The 17192-nt window shown below is 60.4% G+C and carries 14 protein-coding genes, 1 pseudogene and 2 riboswitches; of the genes and pseudogenes, 2 read left to right on the forward strand and 13 right to left on the reverse strand.

What is annotated here, in order from left to right; all coding sequences use genetic code 11:
* Positions 1-63 precede the first annotated feature (63 nt).
* Both EGJ22_RS13930 and EGJ22_RS13935 read right to left on the reverse strand, forming a co-directional pair.
* Positions 64-1635 carry a sensor domain-containing diguanylate cyclase gene (locus EGJ22_RS13930; protein WP_029884974.1) on the reverse strand — a complete coding sequence of 524 codons (1572 nt, stop codon included), beginning with the start codon at positions 1633-1635 and terminating at the stop codon, positions 64-66.
* A gap of 58 nt (positions 1636-1693) precedes the next feature.
* On the reverse strand, positions 1694-2173 hold the full coding sequence (locus tag EGJ22_RS13935; RefSeq protein WP_029884975.1) for a hypothetical protein: 480 nt from the start codon (positions 2171-2173) through the stop codon (positions 1694-1696).
* Between the two features lie 130 nt (positions 2174-2303).
* Here EGJ22_RS13935 and EGJ22_RS13940 point away from each other — a divergent pair, with 130 nt between their 5' ends.
* On the forward strand, positions 2304-2801 hold the full coding sequence (locus tag EGJ22_RS13940; protein WP_009683983.1) for a GNAT family N-acetyltransferase: 498 nt from the start codon (positions 2304-2306) through the stop codon (positions 2799-2801).
* A gap of 41 nt (positions 2802-2842) precedes the next feature.
* On the opposite strand, the gene EGJ22_RS13945 is transcribed toward EGJ22_RS13940, so the two are convergent.
* From EGJ22_RS13945 to lpxO, 8 genes are all read right to left on the reverse strand, one after another.
* Complete coding sequence (locus EGJ22_RS13945) at positions 2843-3631, reverse strand: ABC transporter ATP-binding protein (RefSeq protein ID WP_029884976.1); 789 nt, start codon at positions 3629-3631, stop codon at positions 2843-2845.
* The gene (locus EGJ22_RS13950) at positions 3628-4644 is read right to left on the reverse strand and encodes an iron ABC transporter permease (RefSeq protein WP_029884977.1); all 1017 of its coding nucleotides are present in this window, start codon (positions 4642-4644) and stop codon (positions 3628-3630) included. Before EGJ22_RS13950 ends, EGJ22_RS13945 begins: the two co-directional genes overlap by 4 nt.
* Positions 4644-5654, reverse strand: a complete 1011-nt coding sequence (locus EGJ22_RS13955; protein ID WP_029884978.1) for an ABC transporter substrate-binding protein — start codon at positions 5652-5654, stop codon at positions 4644-4646. Before EGJ22_RS13955 ends, EGJ22_RS13950 begins: the two co-directional genes overlap by 1 nt.
* Before the next feature lie 109 nt (positions 5655-5763).
* Positions 5764-5962, reverse strand: a riboswitch (cobalamin riboswitch).
* 28 nt (positions 5963-5990) lie between these two features.
* Positions 5991-7157: a DUF1624 domain-containing protein gene (locus EGJ22_RS13960; protein WP_029884979.1), complete on the reverse strand. Its 1167-nt coding sequence runs from the start codon at positions 7155-7157 to the stop codon at positions 5991-5993.
* A gap of 137 nt (positions 7158-7294) precedes the next feature.
* Positions 7295-9421 (reverse strand): TonB-dependent siderophore receptor, encoded by a 2127-nt coding sequence (locus EGJ22_RS13965; RefSeq protein WP_029884980.1) that lies wholly within the window; start codon positions 9419-9421, stop codon positions 7295-7297.
* Between the two features lie 110 nt (positions 9422-9531).
* Positions 9532-9740, reverse strand: a riboswitch (cobalamin riboswitch).
* Positions 9741-9784: 44 nt separating this feature from the next.
* Positions 9785-10354, reverse strand: a complete 570-nt coding sequence (locus EGJ22_RS13970; protein WP_029884981.1) for a GNAT family N-acetyltransferase — start codon at positions 10352-10354, stop codon at positions 9785-9787.
* A 75-nt stretch (positions 10355-10429) separates the two neighbouring features.
* Positions 10430-10774, reverse strand: a complete 345-nt coding sequence (locus EGJ22_RS13975) for a carboxymuconolactone decarboxylase family protein (protein ID WP_029884982.1) — start codon at positions 10772-10774, stop codon at positions 10430-10432.
* 137 nt (positions 10775-10911) lie between these two features.
* On the reverse strand, positions 10912-11811 hold the full coding sequence (gene lpxO / locus EGJ22_RS13980) for a lipid A hydroxylase LpxO (protein ID WP_029884983.1): 900 nt from the start codon (positions 11809-11811) through the stop codon (positions 10912-10914).
* Between the two features lie 159 nt (positions 11812-11970).
* On the opposite strand from lpxO, the gene thpR reads away from it, so the two are divergent.
* On the forward strand, positions 11971-12537 hold the full coding sequence (gene thpR / locus EGJ22_RS13985) for an RNA 2',3'-cyclic phosphodiesterase (RefSeq protein WP_029884984.1): 567 nt from the start codon (positions 11971-11973) through the stop codon (positions 12535-12537).
* A gap of 25 nt (positions 12538-12562) precedes the next feature.
* Here the strand turns inward: thpR and EGJ22_RS13990 are convergent.
* From EGJ22_RS13990 to EGJ22_RS14000, 3 genes and pseudogenes are all read right to left on the reverse strand, one after another.
* Positions 12563-13399: pseudogene (locus EGJ22_RS13990) on the reverse strand (AraC family transcriptional regulator N-terminal domain-containing protein); the annotation flags it as partial.
* A 218-nt stretch (positions 13400-13617) separates the two neighbouring features.
* The gene (locus tag EGJ22_RS13995) at positions 13618-16125 is read right to left on the reverse strand and encodes a helix-turn-helix domain-containing protein (RefSeq protein WP_080694528.1); all 2508 of its coding nucleotides are present in this window, start codon (positions 16123-16125) and stop codon (positions 13618-13620) included.
* On the reverse strand, positions 16125-17075 hold the full coding sequence (locus EGJ22_RS14000; protein ID WP_028697362.1) for a TniB family NTP-binding protein: 951 nt from the start codon (positions 17073-17075) through the stop codon (positions 16125-16127). Before EGJ22_RS14000 ends, EGJ22_RS13995 begins: the two co-directional genes overlap by 1 nt.
* Positions 17076-17192: the final 117 nt, after the last annotated feature.

Below are 17192 nucleotides of genomic sequence, written 5' to 3' on the forward strand. Positions count from 1 at the left end.
GGATACCTGAATCAACCGCCATCGACACGGCGTGTGCCCGGCAGCGCAGCGGGCGCCAGGCAATCAGGCGACAGCGACGCGATTGCGCCCGTCCTGCTTGGCCCGGTACAGCGCCAGGTCAGCCTCGCTCAGCACGGTTTCCGGCTCGCGCCCCGGCTCGCCGTTCCAGTGGGCCACCCCCAGTGACAGGGTCACCGCGCCCACCGGCTGGATCGGCGTTTCCTGCACCGTCACCCGCAGGCGCTCAGCGACCGCGGCGGCCACCTCCAGGCTGGCCCCAGGCAGCAGCATGAGAAACTCTTCACCGCCGGTGCGGCAAAGCAGGTCACCCTCGCGGCAACAGCGGCGCATCAGCTCGGCCAGCCGCTGCAGCACCTGGTCACCGACCACATGCCCATGCTTGTCGTTGACCTGCTTGAAGTGGTCGATATCCAGCACGATGGCTGCAAATGCCCGGCCTTCGGCTTCCAGCAGCGACAGGTTGAGCTCCAGGCTGCGGCGGTTGCCCAGGCCTGTCAGGGGGTCGGTCTGGGCATCGCGGTTGAGCCTGCCGATGCGCGCCTGCAGCAAGTTCAAGCCGAACAGCAAGGCGCGCTTGAGCTCTGCGGCCTCGAAGTACCAGGCCCGCACGCGATGCAAGCGCTCAGCGGTGCCGGGGCGGTCCATCGAGCGGGCACCTGCAGCCAGTTGCCACAGTGGGCGGGCGATGGTCAGGGCCAGCCACCACAGCAGCAAGCAGCCTATCAGGGCCAGCGGCGCGGAAATACCGACCACGTTCAGCACCAGGCGGCTGAGCGGCATCATGGTTTGTGCCAGTGGCTGCTGTGCCACCACGCCCCAGCCGGCGCTGGGCACGGTGGCGAAGCCGGCGACCATCTCCACACCTTGGCTGTTGGTCAGCTGGCGGGTGCCGTTGCCCAGGTTGGTCAGTTGGTCGATCAGCTCATTGCCCTGCACGACGGTACCCACCCGCTGGCTGTCGGGGTGGTAGAGCAACCGGCGATTGCGGTCGACCACATACAGGTACGAACCGTCCTTGTAAAAGTGCTCGCCGAGAAGGCGGTTGAGGATGTTGCGTTCCCGCAGGTAAAGGCTGCCACCGACATACCCCAGGTAGCGGCCGTTGGCGTCGACGACCGGTTGCGTCAGCGCCACCACCAGGTTGTTGGCCGCCGACAGATAGGGTGTCGACACCAGCGCGCGGCGCTCCTGCAATGCCTCCTGCACACCGGGCGATTGCATCCGGGTGCCGACCATGTGGCGTAGCGGGGCGGGGGATATCGCCAGCAGCACGCCATTGGCATCGATCACGAACGTGGAATTGAACGCCATGCTCTGGCCCAGCACGCGGTCGGTCTCGCGCTGCAAGGCGGCGGGATCGTCCAGTTGCCGGCCTTGCTCGCTGGCGCTGAACGCCAGTTGCTGCAAGGCATTACCGATGAATGCATCGGTGATGCTGGCCAGCTTGGCCGCATACACCCGGTTGGCTTCCAGCGCGTGGTCGATCAGCAATTGGCGCTGCACCCGGTAGCTGGCGAAATAGCTGGCGCACAGCATGACCACGGCAGTAAGGGCGCACAGCACCAGAATGAGTGTGCGTAGATCCAGGCGCAGTCCGTGCTTGGCGTGTGGCAATCCTGACCTCGAGTGTTCGAATAGGGCTACGAAACGTAAGCGACCGTGCCGGCCGCGCTCATGAACCTGCCTTGTCCAAGGCGTTCAGTTCGTCTTGCACCTGCTGCATGCGCTGCTCGGCCAATGCTTGCACCTTGGGGTCACGGGCGGTTTCACGCATCAGGCCGGTGAGTTTGTCGCTCAGTTGCCGGCCAGCATCGGTGTCTTCCAGGGCACGGGCCTTGGCCGGGTCCTGGGTGGCCGCGACAATGGTGGCGAACTCGGCGTCACTGAAATGCTCTTTGCTGTAGAGGCGGAACAGGTCCTGGCGCTGGTCTTCTACCGTCAGGTGCTTGCGCAGCACATCTTCGATGGTGGTACGCGCCAGCCGTGGGTGCTGGCGGGCCAGCAGCCCGGCCATGCGTTCGATGTTGTGGTCGTAGGCATCCTGCAGCGGCAGCTGGGCAAGAATCTGCTCTTCACGGGAGGGCTTCTGGTCGCAGGCGGTAACGGCAGCAATCAGCAACAGCGGCAACAGCAACTTCTGGATGCGAGGCATGGCGTGGCCTGGTCGGGCAGTGAAGGCTGCCGATTATAGCGAGGTCAGCCCTGCCGCGACGAGCCCTGCGATTTGCCTTGTACGGCCGGCTGGGTTAGAACCGTGCACCCAACACTCAGGCTTGAACCTTATGCCGAACTGGACGTTGCAACCTGTGACCCGCGATGCCATTGGCCAAGTGCTGGCGTTTGTCGACAGCGCGCGCCGCGAGCTGTTTCCTGCGCTGGCCAATGCACCGTTGCCCCGGGACCTGGCGCATTTCAGCGAAACCTACCTTGAAGGCGAGGGCTGCTTCCTGGAAGCCCGGGTTGATGAGCGCCTGGTCGGGGTGATCGGCTACCTGCCCTACGACCACCGTTTCAGCCAGCTTGATTATGCTGGCGAGCGGGTAGTTGAAGTGGTGCGCCTGTTCGTGCTGCCGGCGTACCGCAGGCGCGGGCTTGCCGCCGCGTTGTTCGGCGCCTTGCGCCAGCAGGCGCTGCAGGCCGGCATCGGTTGCCTCTACCTGCATACCCACCCATTCCTGCCGGGGGCCATCACGTTCTGGGAGCGGCAAGGCTTCGCTGTCGTGGACGTGGAGCCAGACCCGGTCTGGCAAACCACGCACATGCAACTGCGCTTGGGCTGAGCAGGCCAGGCGCCTGGGCTACCCAGGCTTCTGCCGGTAGCTCAGGGGGCGCGAAAGCGCAGGATGCGTGTGCCGTCCCAGGGGTCGGTGAGGTAATGGCCATGAACACCAAAGGTGTGCAGCAGGCACTCGGGGGTCAGTACCTCGAACGGCGTGCCGAGCGCGACCAGCCGGCCTTTGTCGAGCACTGCAACGCGGTCGCAGGTCAGCGCCTGGTTGAGGTCGTGCAGGGCCACCAGGGTGGTCACCTGCAGGGCTTGTACCTGTTGCAGCAGGCTCAGCTGGTGCTGGATGTCCAGGTGGTTGGTCGGTTCGTCGAGCAGCAGCACCTGCGGCCGTTGGGCCAAGGCGCGGGCGATATGCACGCGCTGGCGCTCGCCACCGGACAACGACCCCCAAAGGCGAGCGCGCAGGTGCAAGGCGTCGAGGTCGGCCAGTGCCTGCTCGACAATCGCCCGGTCCGCGCTGGAGAACGGCGCAATGGCTGACAGCCACGGCGTGCGGCCCAAGGCGACCGCGTCGAACACATTGATTGCATCGAGGGTGTCGGCCTGCTGTTCAACCAGTGCCAGGCACTGGGCCACACGCCGGCGAGGCATGCCTGCCAGTGGCTCGCCCATCAACTGCACGCTGCCGCAGGCCGGCGGGCGCAGGCCGGCCAGCACCTTCAGCAGCGAAGACTTGCCTGAGCCGTTGGGGCCGACGATCGCGAGTGTTTCACCCGCCACCACGTTGAGGTGGACGTCGTGCAGCACCCGTTTGCCGGCCAGTTGCAGGCCGAGATCCTGGCAGCTCAGCGGCGCCAGTTGGAATGCAGCCATGACCGTCATGGGCGCCCCCGGCGGCTGACCAGTATCAGCGCGAAGACAGGCGCGCCAAGCAGCGCGGTGACCACGCCCACCGGTATGACCTGGCCGCTGATCAGCGTGCGTGAGAGGATGTCGGCGGCAATCAGAAACAGTGCCCCGCCCAATGCACTGGCAGGCAGCAGCCGGCTGTGTCCGGGGCCGAGCAGCAGGCGCAGAGCGTGTGGAATGACCAGCCCGACGAAACCGATGGCGCCGACGATGGACACCATCACGGCCGTTACCAGCGCCGCGCAACTGATCAGCAGTAACTGGGTGCGCCGCACCGGTATGCCCAGCGAAGCTGCCGAGTCGGCGCCGAAGGTGAAGGCATCCAGCGCGCGGCGATGCCACAGGCACACCAGCAAACCGAACAGTGCCACTGGCACGGCCAGCCATACTGCGGGCCAGCGCACGCCACTGAGGTTGCCCAGCAGCCAGAACAGGATGCCCCGTGCCTGCTCGGCGGTGGCCGACTTGGTGATCAGGAATGCCGTCAGGGCATTGAACAGTTGCGACCCGGCGATACCGGCCAGAATCACCTGGGCGTTATTGCTGCCAGGGCCTGCCGCGCGGGCCAGCACCAGCACCAGGGCAAAGGCCGCCAGGGCACCGATGAAGGCGCCGGCCGACATGCTCAAAGCCAGGCTGCCCAGGCCCAGCAGGCCAACCAGTACGGCACCGGTCGAAGCGCCGGCCGACAGCCCCAGCAGGTAGGGCTCGGCTAGGGGATTGCGCAGCAGCGCCTGGAGGATCACGCCGCAGGTGGCCAGGCCGGCACCGCAGGCCGCCGCAACCAGTGTGCGGGTCAGGCGATAGTTCCAGATGATCCCGGCGTCGATCGGGTCGACCGGATAACCGGCTTGCCACAGCTGGTTGGCCAGCACCTGGCCGACCACGCGCGGTGCCAGGCCGGTTTCGCCAATGGCTGTGCCGGCGAGCAGGGCCGCCAGCAGTGCGGCCACGGCCAGGCCGATACAGGCTGACAGTCGACTGATCACTGGCTGGCTTTACCGCTGGCAAAAGCGGCCGCCAACGTCTGCACGCCACGGAACAGGCGGATGCCCGCCTGCATGGCGTCGGCGTCGAGGATGATGATGCGGTCGTGTTTCACCGCGTCCATATTGCGGGTTACCGGGTCGCTGCGCAGGAATGCCAGCTTCTTCTGGTAGTCGTCGGCGGGGAAACGCCGGCGGTCCATGCGGGCGATGATCAGCCAGGTGGGGTTGGCCCTGGCCAGGGTTTCCCAACCTACGGTGGGCCACTCCTCGCTGGACTCGACCACATTGCGCACCCCCAAGGTGCGCAGCATGAAGTCGGCGACCCCTTGGCGGCCCGCGACGTAAGGGTCGATGACCAGGTTGGCGCTGGAGAACCAGAACAGTGCCGAGGTGCCCGACAGGTCCTTGCCCGCCAATTGCGCGCGGGCGCTGTCCAGGCGGCCTTTGAGCTCGGCGTTCAGGGCCAAGCCGCGCGCCTGCACATCGAAGATCTCCGCCAGCTGGCTGACGCTCTTGTAGATACTGTCGACCTGGAAGGCCTGCAGGCGGGTGCCGTCGGCACCGATCAGGTTGTCCTTGCCTTCACAGTCCGAGGGCAACAGGTAGGTGGGGATGTTCAGTTCGGCGAACTGTTCGCGCGTACCGACCACACCCTGCGGCCCGACCATCCACTCGAACTGCACGGCCACCAGTTGCGGGCGTTGGCCAACCACCGCCTCGAAACTGGGTTCGTTGTCGGCCAGGCGCGGTACCGTGGCGTTCACGGCCTGGTATTCGGGCAACACATTGTTGAACCACAGCGAGCTCGCCGCGAGCTTGTCACCCAGGCCCAGGGCATAGAGCATCTCGGTGCCGGCCTGGCCGATGGTCACGGCGCGCTGTGGCGCCTGGGCAAAGGTCTGCGGCTTACCGCAGTTGTCCACCGTCAGCGGGTACTGGGTGGCGGCGGCCTGGGCCAGGCCGCTGAGGCTGAGGCCGGCAAGCAGGGTGGCGAAGCGGGGCAGCATGCTGGGCGATCTCCTATCGGACAGTTCACGGAATGAACGCACGGACAGACATCGCCGCGCCCTTGCCAGCGGCAAAGGCAACACAATGGCCAATCCCGGGCACCCCGCCGGTTGGTGAATGTTGGCCGGCAGGTCTCCTGACTGGTGCGTCACGGCCCGGCTCCGGCCTTCCCGGGTAGTACACCCAGTGGCGTCGATGGAGCAGGCTCGGCACTTACAGTTGCGGGGGCAGTTCCGTTTGGCCCGTGTTGGCGGGCCGGGGATTCCCTATTGATTCCGTGATGGAAACCGGCGGCCCGCATGGTAGACCATCGCGCCGCCGGGTGAAAACGCTTTTCAGAAGTACTTCAGCCAGCGGATGTCGCGCCGCCGCTGTTTCAGCCGGGCGAACCAGTGCACCGGCCGGTACAGCGAAGCCGCCAGCAATAGCGCCACGCACCATACCGTCGCGACGCCGTCGAAGCCGAAATAGCTGCCGTGGTTGTTGCCGAACAGCGCCACGCAGGCCAGGTACAGCAGCTTCAGCACATACAGGTGCAGCAGGTAGAGGAACATCGGCGCTGCACCGAACACCGCCAGGGCGCTGATCCAGCGGGCCTGGCCGGCGCGCTCGAATGCGCGCAGCAACAGCAGGCCGCAGCCCAGGGTCAGTGCCAGGAACAACAGCGAAGGCGGGTACTTGGTGAGGTTGAAGAAGCTCATCAGGGTGTGTGTGAGCGTGGGGTAGCTGCTCCACGCGGCTTCGCCATAGCCGTTGAATACGCGCAGCACGAAAAAGCCCAGCAGCGCCAGCAGCCCGCCAAGCAGCAGGCAGCGCTGACGTGGCCCGGCCTGGCTGCCGCGGGCAAACCATGGCCCAAGGCAGTAGCCCAGGGCGATCACCCCGATCCACGGCAGTACCGGGTAGGACGTGCGCAGCCGCAGCGTGTCGTACAACGTCAGCCAGCCGCGGTCATGCAGAATCGCCCAGGGCACGTGCAGGGCAGACCCCGGGGCAAAGTGCAGGCTGTCGAGCAGGTTATGCCCGGCAATGATGACGGCACTCAGGCCGAGCAGCGCCGGGCGTGGCAGCCACACCAGCAACGACAGGGCGAGCATGCTGATGCCGATGGCCCAGATCACCTGCAGGTAGATCACCGTGGGCGGCAGCTGGAACGTCCAGGCAAAGTTGACCAGGGTGAACTCCAGCGCCACCAGAAACAGCCCGCGCTTGAACAGGAACGCCGCGACATCGCCACGGCCCTGGTGCTTTTCGCCATACAGCCAGGCCGAGAGCCCGGTCAGCAGCACGAACACCGGCGCGCACAGGTGCGCCAGGGTACGGCTGGCGAACAGTGCCGGCTCGGTGGTATCGATGGCCATCGGGTCGCTGACCTGGCGGTGCAGGAGGAAGGTTTCGCGCACGTGGTCCAGGAGCATGAACAGGATTACCAGACCGCGCAGTGCGTCGATGCTCTGCAGGCGCTGGTTGAGTTGGTTGGGGGTGGGGCTGGCGCTTGTCATGGAGGGTCGCTAGTGAAAAAAAGCCTGAATGAAATGTTATGTTATATCCATATGGCCATGGGCAGGTAGGTTTTTTGCTCAGCGCCGGGTTGGCTTGTCGCGGTGAAGCTGCGCTACGCCAATCCGGGCTGCTCACTTCAGAAGCTGTAGTCCAGCGTCGCAAAGTAGGAACGTGGCGTTCCCATCAGCCATTGCTGGCCGCTGAACGCCGCCTGCACATATTCGCGGTCGAACAGGTTGTTCACCTGCAACCCCAGTTTCACCTGCGGCAGAACCTGCCAGCCGATCGTGGCGTCGACCACGGTATAGCCTGGGGCGCTCTGGGTATTGGCGTTATCGGCGTAACGTTCATCCACATAGCGCGCGCCCACCCCCACCTCGATCTGCTGGCCAATACCTTTGCTCAGCCACAGGTTGGCGGTGCGCCGAGGCACGTTGGCCGGGCGGTTGCCGGCACGGTCCTGCACCGCTGCGCCCACCTGTTCGTCAAACGCGTCATACCGGGCGCGCAGCAGCGCTGCGTTGGCAGACACCCGCCACTGGTGGGCCAGCGCCAGTTCCACGGTTGCCTCCAGCCCATCCGACGTCTGCTGGCCAGCCTGTTGGGTTTGGTGCGTGAGGGGGTCGTCTACCAGCAGCTTCTGCTTGACGATGTGGTAGGCCGCCAAGGTCCATTCGCCATCCCCGTCCCAGAAACGTTGCTTGAGGCCCACCTCGGTCTGTTTCGCCTGGGTGAGGTCGTAGTGCATCTGGTTGGGGCTGAGGCTTATCAGGTTGTTGACCCCATCCTCGCTGGTGGAGTACTGGCCATACAGCGACAGCGCGTCACTGAGTGCATACACCAGCCCCGCACGCCAGTTGCCACCTTGCAGGCTGCGGTCGCTGCGGCTGGCATTGGTCAGGTTGTCGCGGTCGATGTGGTGCTGGTCGCGGCGCACCCCGGTCACCAGCGACAGGCGCTCAGTGAGTTGCAAGCGGTTTTCGCCGAACAGGGCAAAGGTATGGGTGGTGGACAGACTTTGCGGGCGCAGCGGCGACCCGCTGTGGAATACGCCCGGCTGCGGCTGCCACGGGTCGATGTAGTCACCGCCTACGTCGTTGTAGGGGCTGTTGCTGTCGACGTTGAAGCGCACCTTGTTGTACTCGGCGCCGAGCACGGTTCTGCTGGCCAGGCCGAACAGCGAATGGTCGAGGGTGAAGGTCTGGCGGTCGCCGAACTGCTCCTGGTCGTGCTTGATTTCCAGGTAGCTGCCGCGCAGCAACTGCTGGCGCCCGGCGTCCCATTCATACTGCTCGGCGTTGCGCCAATGGCGGCGGCTACTGATGTAGTACAGCTGGTTGCTGGCGCTGAGGTGGTCGTTGAGTGCCCAGTCGGTGGTCAGGCGGGTCCACTGGTCGTCGTAGCGCTGCACGTCGTTCTGCAGGTTGTAGTTTTTCTTGCGCAGGCTGCTGCGGTAATGGCCGTCGATCAGCGGCGTGCCGTAGTAGTTTGCAGGCTGCGCCGCACCGCGCTCATGGGCCAGGGTGAAGCTGAGGTCGTCACTGGCATCGAAGCGCAGGGCCGCGCTGAGCGCCAGGCTGCGTGAGGGGGTGCGGTCCACCCAGCCATTGCCGGCTTGCTGGTTCAGCGTCAGGCGATAGCTCAGGCGCTCGCTGAGGCTGCCACCGCTGTCCAGGCCGAGTTGCTGGCGGTCCCAGCTGCCATACCCAAGCCGCAGCTGGTTGCGCACCGTACCGGCAACCGGTTTTTTCGGGATGACGTTGACCACCGCGCCGGTGGCGCCTTCGCCGTAGAGCACCGATGCCGGGCCGCGAAGCACATCGATACGTTCGACCATCCACGGGTCGACCGGGAAGGTCTGGGTGCCGGCTCCGGTGAACAGGCGGGCCCCATCGAACAAGGTCATGACCGAGCCGTGCCCGGCAAAGCCGCGGGCGGACAGGCCGGTGCCACCGTCGCCGGGGGAGCCGATGAAGGTAATGCCCGGTGAGCGGGTTACGGCATCCTGCACGGTCAGGTTGTTGCGCTGCTGGATCTGCTCGGCGCTGATGCTGCTGGTACTGGCTGGCGTTTCCAGGGCGCTGAGCCCCAGGCGCGAGCCGGCCTGGGTCGGCGTGGCCAAGTCGCTGGCATGGCTGTCGAGGGTGTCGGTGATGGCCGTGGAGGGCAATGCCAGGGGCTGCGGGCCGCGGTCATCGGCCAGGGCCGGGAGCGTGACGGCCAGGCAGGCCGCCAGGGGGTGAAGCTTGAACATACGGGACATGTCGTTCCACTGCTGCAGGAATGAATGGATCCCGGTGGAAAACACGCAAAGGAGGGCTCCGTACAGGCAGGCGCGCGCACGGATACCGGCCTGCGCCCGCCCACCGCGGGGTGCCAAGTGAAGCCTCAGGCCGGTCTCCGGGCTTGCGAGGGGCATGAAACCTTCACCTTCCCATGCCTGAGCACAGTGGTATCTCGAAGGGTTCGCTCACTTACCGTTGCGGGGGCAGCGCCGGACTTGTCGTGATCAACACGACGCACCGGCTTCCCGTTTCACCCTGCGCGCGGCGGCGTAGGGCACCTGAAACTGGCGCGCATCTGAGCACCTGGCGGTGCCTTCGTCAAGGCAGATCGTGAAGAACGATCAGCGCCCACGCCGCCGCGAAACCCGGGCTTCGATATTCTTGCGCCCGATCAGCAGCGGCGGCTTCTCTGCCACTGGCTCATCGGCCAGCCACTTGTACATCACCAGGCAGTCCACCAGCCCCAGCCGGGCATGGCGATAGGCCTTGGGCAGCCGGCCGACCGTTTCGAACCCCAGCTTGTGCCACAGGGCGACTGCCACTTCATTGGTGGCCACCACCGAGTTGAACTGCAGGGCCAGAAAGCCTTCCTGGCGCGCCAGTTTCTGCGAGTGCTCGCACATCAACCTGGCCACGCCGCGCCCGCGCGCTTGGGCGCAGACCATGTAGCCGCAATTGCCGACATGCGCACCGGGCCCTGCCGCATTGGGCTTGAGGTAGTACGAGCCCAGCAGTTGACCCTCTTCTTCGGCCAGCAAGGTGCGCAAAGGCAGCTCCAGCCACAGGTGGCGGGCCTGTTCGAAGCTCAGGGCCGGGTCGTAGGCATAGGTTTCGCAGGCCTGGACAGTGGCCTGGAAAGTGGGCCAGAAGCGCTCGAAGTCTTCGGCCGTCATGGGGCGGATGTGGATCATGCGGGTTCCTGCGCGGGTTTAGCCGCCCAGTCTGCGGGGCACGGCGCCGTCGCGCAAGGGCGGCGCCGTTCGGGTTCAACCGTTGGCCTTGCCCACTGCATCCAGGGCCCTGGCCGAGTAGACCAGCGCGGCACCCGCGTTCATCGCCACCGCCACACCCAACGCCTCGGCAATCTCCTCACGGGTGGCGCCATGCTTCACCGCTTGCTGCGAATGCACGGCGATACAACCGTCGCAACGGGTGGTTACCGCCACGGCCAGGGAGATCAGTTCGCGGGTCTTGGCGTCCAGATGACCGGTTTTGGCCCCGGCGCCGCTGGCGGTCATGTAGCCGGCCACGGTGTCGGGGGAAAGTTGCTTCAGATCGCCGATGCCGGCCATCAACTGCTTTCGGTAGGCATCCCAGTCCATCATGCTCATCGTCGTCACCTTGGGGTGGTTGCGAATGGAGCTTTCAGGCTAGTCGAAGCGTGGCGAACGTGCGGCTTGTACTTTGGTGCATGCCCAGTCATGCCTTTGGCTACACCATCTGCACAGGCCGCTGGCAACACACGGACTCAGATGTAGATGAACACCAGCAGCAACGCTGCCACCACCGCCCACTTCTCCAGGTAGTAGCGCGTGCGATTGCGCTTTTTCAGCGCCTTGCCGCGTTCCCGGATCTTGTAGATCCGAGTGAACAACCGGTTGATGCCGCCCGTCTTGTCTCCGGCGGTGTTGGGGGCTGCGGCAGCCGCCATGACATTGCGGCTGAACCAGCGGTTGAACGCGCTGGCCCAGCGGTACTTGAGCGGGCGTTCGACATCGCAGAACAGAATGATGCGGTTGTGCTCGGTATTGTTGGCCGCGTAGTGGATGTAGGTTTCATCGAAAACCACCCCTTCACCGTCGCGCCATGAGTATTTCTCGCCGTCTACATCGATGTAGCAGGCGTCGTCGTTCGGTGTGTCCAGGCCCAGGTGGTAGCGGTAGGAGCCGGCATACGGGTCACGGTGACGCACCAGCTTGGCCCCCGGTGGCAGGGTGGCGAACATGGCCGCCTTGACCGTGCCGATGCCTTGCAGCAGTTCGGTGGTGCGTGGGCACAGGGCCATTGCCGACGGGTGGCTTTCGCCGTACCACTTCAGGTAAAAACGCTTCCAGCCGGTTTTGAAGAACGAGTTGAAACCCACGTCGTCGTAGTTGTCAGACTTCTTGATTTCGCCTACCTGCAGCAATTGCCGGCCTTCTTCGCGAATTTCCTGCCAGTGCTCCTGCAGCGGCTTCAGTTCGGGAAAGGCCTCGACCGGCAGGTATGGCTTAGCCGGGTGTTTGGAAAACAGGTACAGAAAACTGTTGATCGGGGCCAGAAAGCTGGAGTGGTCGCCCAGTTGGCGGGTCAGCTTGTGGCGGACCCGACCGCGCAGGTGAACGTACGCGATCGAGAGAACGAAGAGGAGGACGAGTGCAATTTTCATGGACGGTTACTTGTCGAAAATAAGGCCATGCGCCATGGCATAAGCCCGCCAGCATAAACAATCATGTGGGCAGTTTGTACTTATTGTTACGAAACCGTGGGCCGACATTGGTGTAATGCCCTACAGTCGTGCGCAAACGTTTCATGCCCAGGAGTCACCATGGTTCATGATGTACGCCCCAGCGGCAGCCCGTTCAAACGGCTGTTTTTCGCCTTGCCGGTCAGCGATGTCCAGCGCCGCGCTCTGGCCCAGTTCCGTCGCGGCCTGAACCTGCGCAGCGGCAAACCGGTGCCGGCCGCCAACTTTCATGTCACGTTGCTGTTCCTGGGCGATGTGGATGCCGCCCTGGTGCCGGCAATCTGTGCGGCGGTCGATCAACTGGCGCTGCCGGGCAGGGTACCCCGGTTGACACTTGACCGCTTGCAGGTGTGGCAGCGCTCCAGTGCCCTGGTACTGGTGGCGCAGCAGGTGCCAGCAGCGCTGATGCGGCTGGTGTACGGCCTGCAGCAGGCGCTGCTGCCTTTTGCCGGGCAAGCTGACAAGCGCGACTACCGCCCGCACCTGACGCTTGCCAGGGATTATCGCGGCGATTTGCCAGAGGCCGGCAGTGCGCCGGCATTTTTCCTCGGCGCCCCGCACTTCACGTTGTATGAGTCGCGCAAGGGCGCCTACTGGCCGTTGGCGCAATGGCCACTGGCGCCCTCAAGTGCCACGCCTGGTGACTGACGGGTGATTGCCCGCCGCCCTTCAGTCAAACCGGCAAGCTCTGGTAAGGCAGTTCATCCCCTGGGCTGCGTTCGAACTGGCGCTTGTATTCGCGGCTGAACTGCGACGTGCTCTGGTAGCCCACCCGGTGCGCCGTCTGGGCTACACCCAGGCCTTCGCCGATCAGCATTTGCTGGGCCTTGAGCAACCGCAGGCGTTTGAGGTATTGCATGGGCGCCATGTCGGTGCAGCGCTTGAAGTGTTCGTGAAAGGTCGAAACACTCATGTTGGCCCGTGCCGCGAGCGCCTCCACGCTCAGGGGCTCGCTATAGTGCTCGCGCAAGTGGGCGAGGGCGGCGCCGATACGGGCAAAGTGCCCTTGTTGTTCCACCAGCGCCCGCAACACCCCAGCCTGCGGGCCGCGCAGCGCGGTGTAGAGTACTTCACGCACCCTCGCCGGGCCCAGGACCTTGGCATCCAGTGGGTCCTGCAGGCACTGCAGCAGGCGCTCCACACTGTCGCGCATAGGCGCATCCAGTGCTGCGGAAGTCATCGATTGCGGTGTCTGCGCCTGCACGGCAGGGTCTGGCGCCAGGTCCATGCTTTGTACCAGTTCACCCAGCACACCACGGTCGATGTCGACCGCCACGCCCAACAACGGCGCCTCGCGGGTGGCGAAGGTTTCACACATGAAGGGCACCGACAACGCCTGCACCAGGTAGTGGCCGGCACCGTACTCAAGGGTGCGTGGCCCCAGGCGCGCCAGCTTGCTGCCCTGGGCCAGGATCATCAGGCTGGGCTCGTAGATTTGCGGGCTGCTGGCGACATAGTGGTCCCAGCTCAGTACCTGCACCTGGGGCAGGTGCGTAGGCACGAAGCCCGGCCCCATTTTTCAAAGCGATCAAAAAAATCGCCTTGGATTTTAAAAGGTTTTTTCAGAATGACTGCAAACGGAATGTCATAAACAGTTAGCTTCTAGTAATTTTCATCAGAATGATTGGTTTTTTGCACGCCGGTAATGCAAATCACTAGCCGTGGGATAGATGCTGATAGAGGGGGTGTAGAAGAAGGGTAAAGTATTTTTAACAGTATTGGACCCGCTTACAAATCGGTTTTTGAGGCAATGTATGCGAGCAAGGTGGCTCGATCTATCATTGGTAGGTTGGAATGTGGCAAAAGGGGGTGCGATGGCTTCAGTTTATTCTGATGCACTAAGCATTTGGTAAGGCCGTAGTGACCAAAAAGTTTATCGGCTTGGCGGAAAGTTAGATATTTATCTAGAATTCTAGAGATTTTCCGAGCATTGCTTTTTGTGAAGTGATAACCCTTGGGGCCCTGTCGAGGTAATTCCAAGTATGGGGCGAATCCCGAATAGGTGAAGAATTGAGAAAACTGTGGTGTAGATATGTTGTATTTTTCCATGAGTGCAGATGCACTGACCAGATGGCTGCTAGGTTTTTTTTTGTTTGTCCTAATCAAGGTTTCAATCAAAGGGTATACCTCCCTAATGGCGTTTATCTCATAAATGTGTTGGCCAAGTCCCTTTTGCTGAGTTCCCGCGATCGGGCTTATTCCTTTTTTATTCAATTCTTGCCGGAGGCAGGGCGTCGAGATATTCAGCGCTTTTGCAATAGTGTTTGCGGTGGAGTATGTTGCGAAGAAATTATCAATGCTAGTCTTGTCAAGCGCAATGTCCTGTCCTCCAGTGAAGTTGCACGAGGGTAGGGCCCCAGCTTCTATAAGCGTTGCTAGTGTTTTTTTTGAAAGTCTCAGTTTTTTACACGCGTCTTCGATATTGTAATATTGTGTTTTTTTGTTGTTAAGGGTATTGAGTTTTTTTGCATGAGCCGTAACGAACTTTCGCAAAAAAAAGTTTCTCTCGCCGCCGTCTATGTCTGGCCCAGTGATTGGCAGGATGCCTGAGGCTTTTAGTATTCTAGATGTAGCATGTAAATTGCACTTGAGAAGACCACAGGATTCCGTTGTGCCAATATATGTTTTCTTGAACTGCAGGAGTTGTGCTTTGTTAAGTGCGTATCCGTTGCCTCTTAGTTCTCGATAGTCGCATGGCAACAATCCTTTTCTGATAAGATCCTTCAGGGTAATAGGGGCTACGCCTATTTCCACTGACGCTTCCCTGGCTGATAGCCAAGTACCTTTCTCTTTGCCTGTTAAGTGCGGGAGTACGTGGTGGGGTTGTTTGGAATGAAGAACTCGAATTTCCGTGCGGCTAAGCCATTCCATAACAGCATCTTTCTGTTGCTTACTGATAACGTAACGACGAAAAGCTGGCTTGCGAACGCCAACATCCAAATTGCGGAAGCGTTTTAACGCCTTTCGTATGGTCTTTGGCGGCAGTGCTAGTTGAATCGATAGCAGTTGAATGGAAATAAACTTGTTAGAGAATTGCTCAACGTCTTCTGTTGAGAAAAACCACTGATGGCGCGGACCTAAATAAGGTGAGAGGAGTTTCTCTGATACAGCTTCTTGGATGCATATTGCCGATACTGCAAACTTTTCCTGCAAGGTTTTTACAGTGTGTCGATTAACAGGTTGTTTGATGTTTCGCTCATCTGCTGTTCGAAATTCTAGTACCCTTTGCTCCATTATTTCAATTTTACTAACTGGGTATTTGGCGTTGAGTGCAGAGAAGTGCTTTTCATTACTCAGCAGTCTGCGCTCTTTGTGATTTACTGAGAGCCATGCATATATTTGCGACCGATTTAAGTGGAAGCTTGATTTTAGGGGTAGGCTGCCATGATCGGATTCAGGGCAGAAGTTGTGTTGTTGGGTCAAAAAAACTTTAGTGCAGTGCTCCGTTTCCTTGGTTCGGATTCTTGCGAGTTTTGCGCAGATAATGCGCCTTGGAATTTCAGGGTACAAATAGTTTAGATGATTTAACTGCTTTAGAATGTTATATTCGTCACGATCCATTATCGCTAAGGCTAATAGAGTAATGGCTCTTGTTGCAGAGCATTGGCTTTCGTCAGTGCGGCGGTAGCCTAGCAAGTTTAAGTATTTGAATAATTCCTTGAGGCTCTCTGTTTCTCTATTCTTAAAAATACTGAGAAGTCGTTGCTCGAATGTAAAATCTTCGACGCTACAGAGATCGGACTCAGGAAGTTCTGGGCAGCGGCAGTGGTCATCAAGAATCCAGTGCCAAGCTAAATTGTATCCGCATTGAGGGCACTTGCGTAGGTATTTGCGGGAGTGGTACGGGCAATAAAGCGTTAAAGTAAGATCCTTGATAAAATATTCGTGATCGCTAGCTCTGCATTCGGAGCAATATGCGGTTTCCGAGGTTCGGATAAATTCTGCAGGTACCTCCATGCCCGAGAGAATAACTTTAGGTTTTTTTAGCAGCGCAGAAATAGGGTGGTAAAATCCGCTGAGAAAGCTTTCTCGGTCTTCAGGAGTCGAAATCGACTTTGCAATTTCTTGGGGGATTGGGTGGTTTCTGTAAAGCAACGGACCGATGTAGGTGGACGGAATAGACATCAGAGAAAGGTCAGATTTTTTAACTAAACCATGGCGTTTCGCCATGCGCCTCAGTATGCTACTAGGGCTTTCATCTGGGAGAGGTTTAGGGATAAACAGAAATTTATTCATTAGTTTTTCTCCGCGGAGCTGCTAATTGTCAGCAGATTTTCATTCAGATCAAGGGCGAATGGATTTTCATCGGTAAGCCTGTCTGGAAGGGAGAGGCATTCGCATGCCATGTAAAAATCTTCAAGCTTCAATTCATTCGCCCCCTCTCGCTGTAAACAAGACTTTAGCGCGTCGCTGATGATCAAGCGCATGATCTTGAAGTTTCCAGAAGTTGCAACGAATATCGCCGCTGCAATGGATGGGTCATTCAGGTGGACGCCACTTTGGATTGAGGCGATGGAGTACATTGCTGAGTCGAGCTGCTTCAAAACTGTGAGGTAGTCACTGTCGCTGTGACTTTCGTAACTGAAGTTAGTGAGCTCGGCAACGTAAGGGTAACGTTTAGCAAAGGTATCAAGACTGTTGCGGATGTCGCGACATAGCTCGGTTCCAGATAAGATAATCGGAATTCCGGATTTATTCAGCAGCGTGACAATCCAGTTCAAAGTGTCGAGCTTCACCTTCTGGCTTATGGTTGTCACGCAGAGTAGTTGAATTTCATCTAAGAAAATCACCTTTACATTTGCTGTATGTAGGCAGGTCGAGAGTTGTTGGGTTAATTTCACAATAGTCCCCTTGGGTTCCTGGCCTATCAATGTGGTTAGCATGTTTCCTATCAGACCTCGTACAGTGGTGGGGGCAGGAACTTCACAGTAAAAGATTGGGAGTTGTACATAGGTTCCATCATCCCGTCGGATAACAGGGTCGCTGCTGTGATATTTTTCGAAGTATTTACAGAGTGTGGATTTGCCAGAGCCACTTACTCCATAGAGTATGGCGCATAACGGTTCTCCCAGTGTTTCGGTATTCTCAATTGCATTCTCGATCTGGGAGAAAGCGAACTTGTACTGACTGTGGAATACTACCTGACGTTTAAATCGAGCTAGGATTTGTCGAGTTTGAGCGTCCATTTGAGGGGCTCCGCTTGTATTTTTACAACGAATGCTATGGTGAAATTCCGTAATTTTGCATTTGTACACGAACGAACTAGGAGTTGAAGGACGCGGGGGGCGGGTTGAAGTCCGCAT

The sequence above is a fragment of the Pseudomonas sp. p99-361 genome (assembly GCF_003935475.1).
In the GTDB taxonomy this organism is placed as follows: domain Bacteria; phylum Pseudomonadota; class Gammaproteobacteria; order Pseudomonadales; family Pseudomonadaceae; genus Aquipseudomonas; species Aquipseudomonas juntendi.

What these genes read in the sequence shown, in the direction of transcription:
- EGJ22_RS13935 (WP_029884975.1), bottom strand. Translation starts at nt 2,173, where the DNA reads ATGCCTCGCATCCAGAAGTTGCTGTTGCCGCTGTTGCTGATTGCTGCC.
- EGJ22_RS13940 (WP_009683983.1), top strand. Translation starts at nt 2,304, where the DNA reads ATGCCGAACTGGACGTTGCAACCTGTGACCCGCGATGCCATTGGCCAA.
- EGJ22_RS13945 (WP_029884976.1), bottom strand. Translation starts at nt 3,631, where the DNA reads ATGACGGTCATGGCTGCATTCCAACTGGCGCCGCTGAGCTGCCAGGAT.
- EGJ22_RS13955 (WP_029884978.1), bottom strand. Translation starts at nt 5,654, where the DNA reads ATGCTGCCCCGCTTCGCCACCCTGCTTGCCGGCCTCAGCCTCAGCGGC.
- EGJ22_RS13960 (WP_029884979.1), bottom strand. Translation starts at nt 7,157, where the DNA reads ATGACAAGCGCCAGCCCCACCCCCAACCAACTCAACCAGCGCCTGCAG.
- EGJ22_RS13965 (WP_029884980.1), bottom strand. Translation starts at nt 9,421, where the DNA reads ATGTCCCGTATGTTCAAGCTTCACCCCCTGGCGGCCTGCCTGGCCGTC.
- EGJ22_RS13970 (WP_029884981.1), bottom strand. Translation starts at nt 10,354, where the DNA reads ATGATCCACATCCGCCCCATGACGGCCGAAGACTTCGAGCGCTTCTGG.
- EGJ22_RS13975 (WP_029884982.1), bottom strand. Translation starts at nt 10,774, where the DNA reads ATGAGCATGATGGACTGGGATGCCTACCGAAAGCAGTTGATGGCCGGC.
- lpxO (WP_029884983.1), bottom strand. Translation starts at nt 11,811, where the DNA reads ATGAAAATTGCACTCGTCCTCCTCTTCGTTCTCTCGATCGCGTACGTT.
- thpR (WP_029884984.1), top strand. Translation starts at nt 11,971, where the DNA reads ATGGTTCATGATGTACGCCCCAGCGGCAGCCCGTTCAAACGGCTGTTT.
- EGJ22_RS13995 (WP_080694528.1), bottom strand. Translation starts at nt 16,125, where the DNA reads ATGAATAAATTTCTGTTTATCCCTAAACCTCTCCCAGATGAAAGCCCT.
- EGJ22_RS14000 (WP_028697362.1), bottom strand. Translation starts at nt 17,075, where the DNA reads ATGGACGCTCAAACTCGACAAATCCTAGCTCGATTTAAACGTCAGGTA.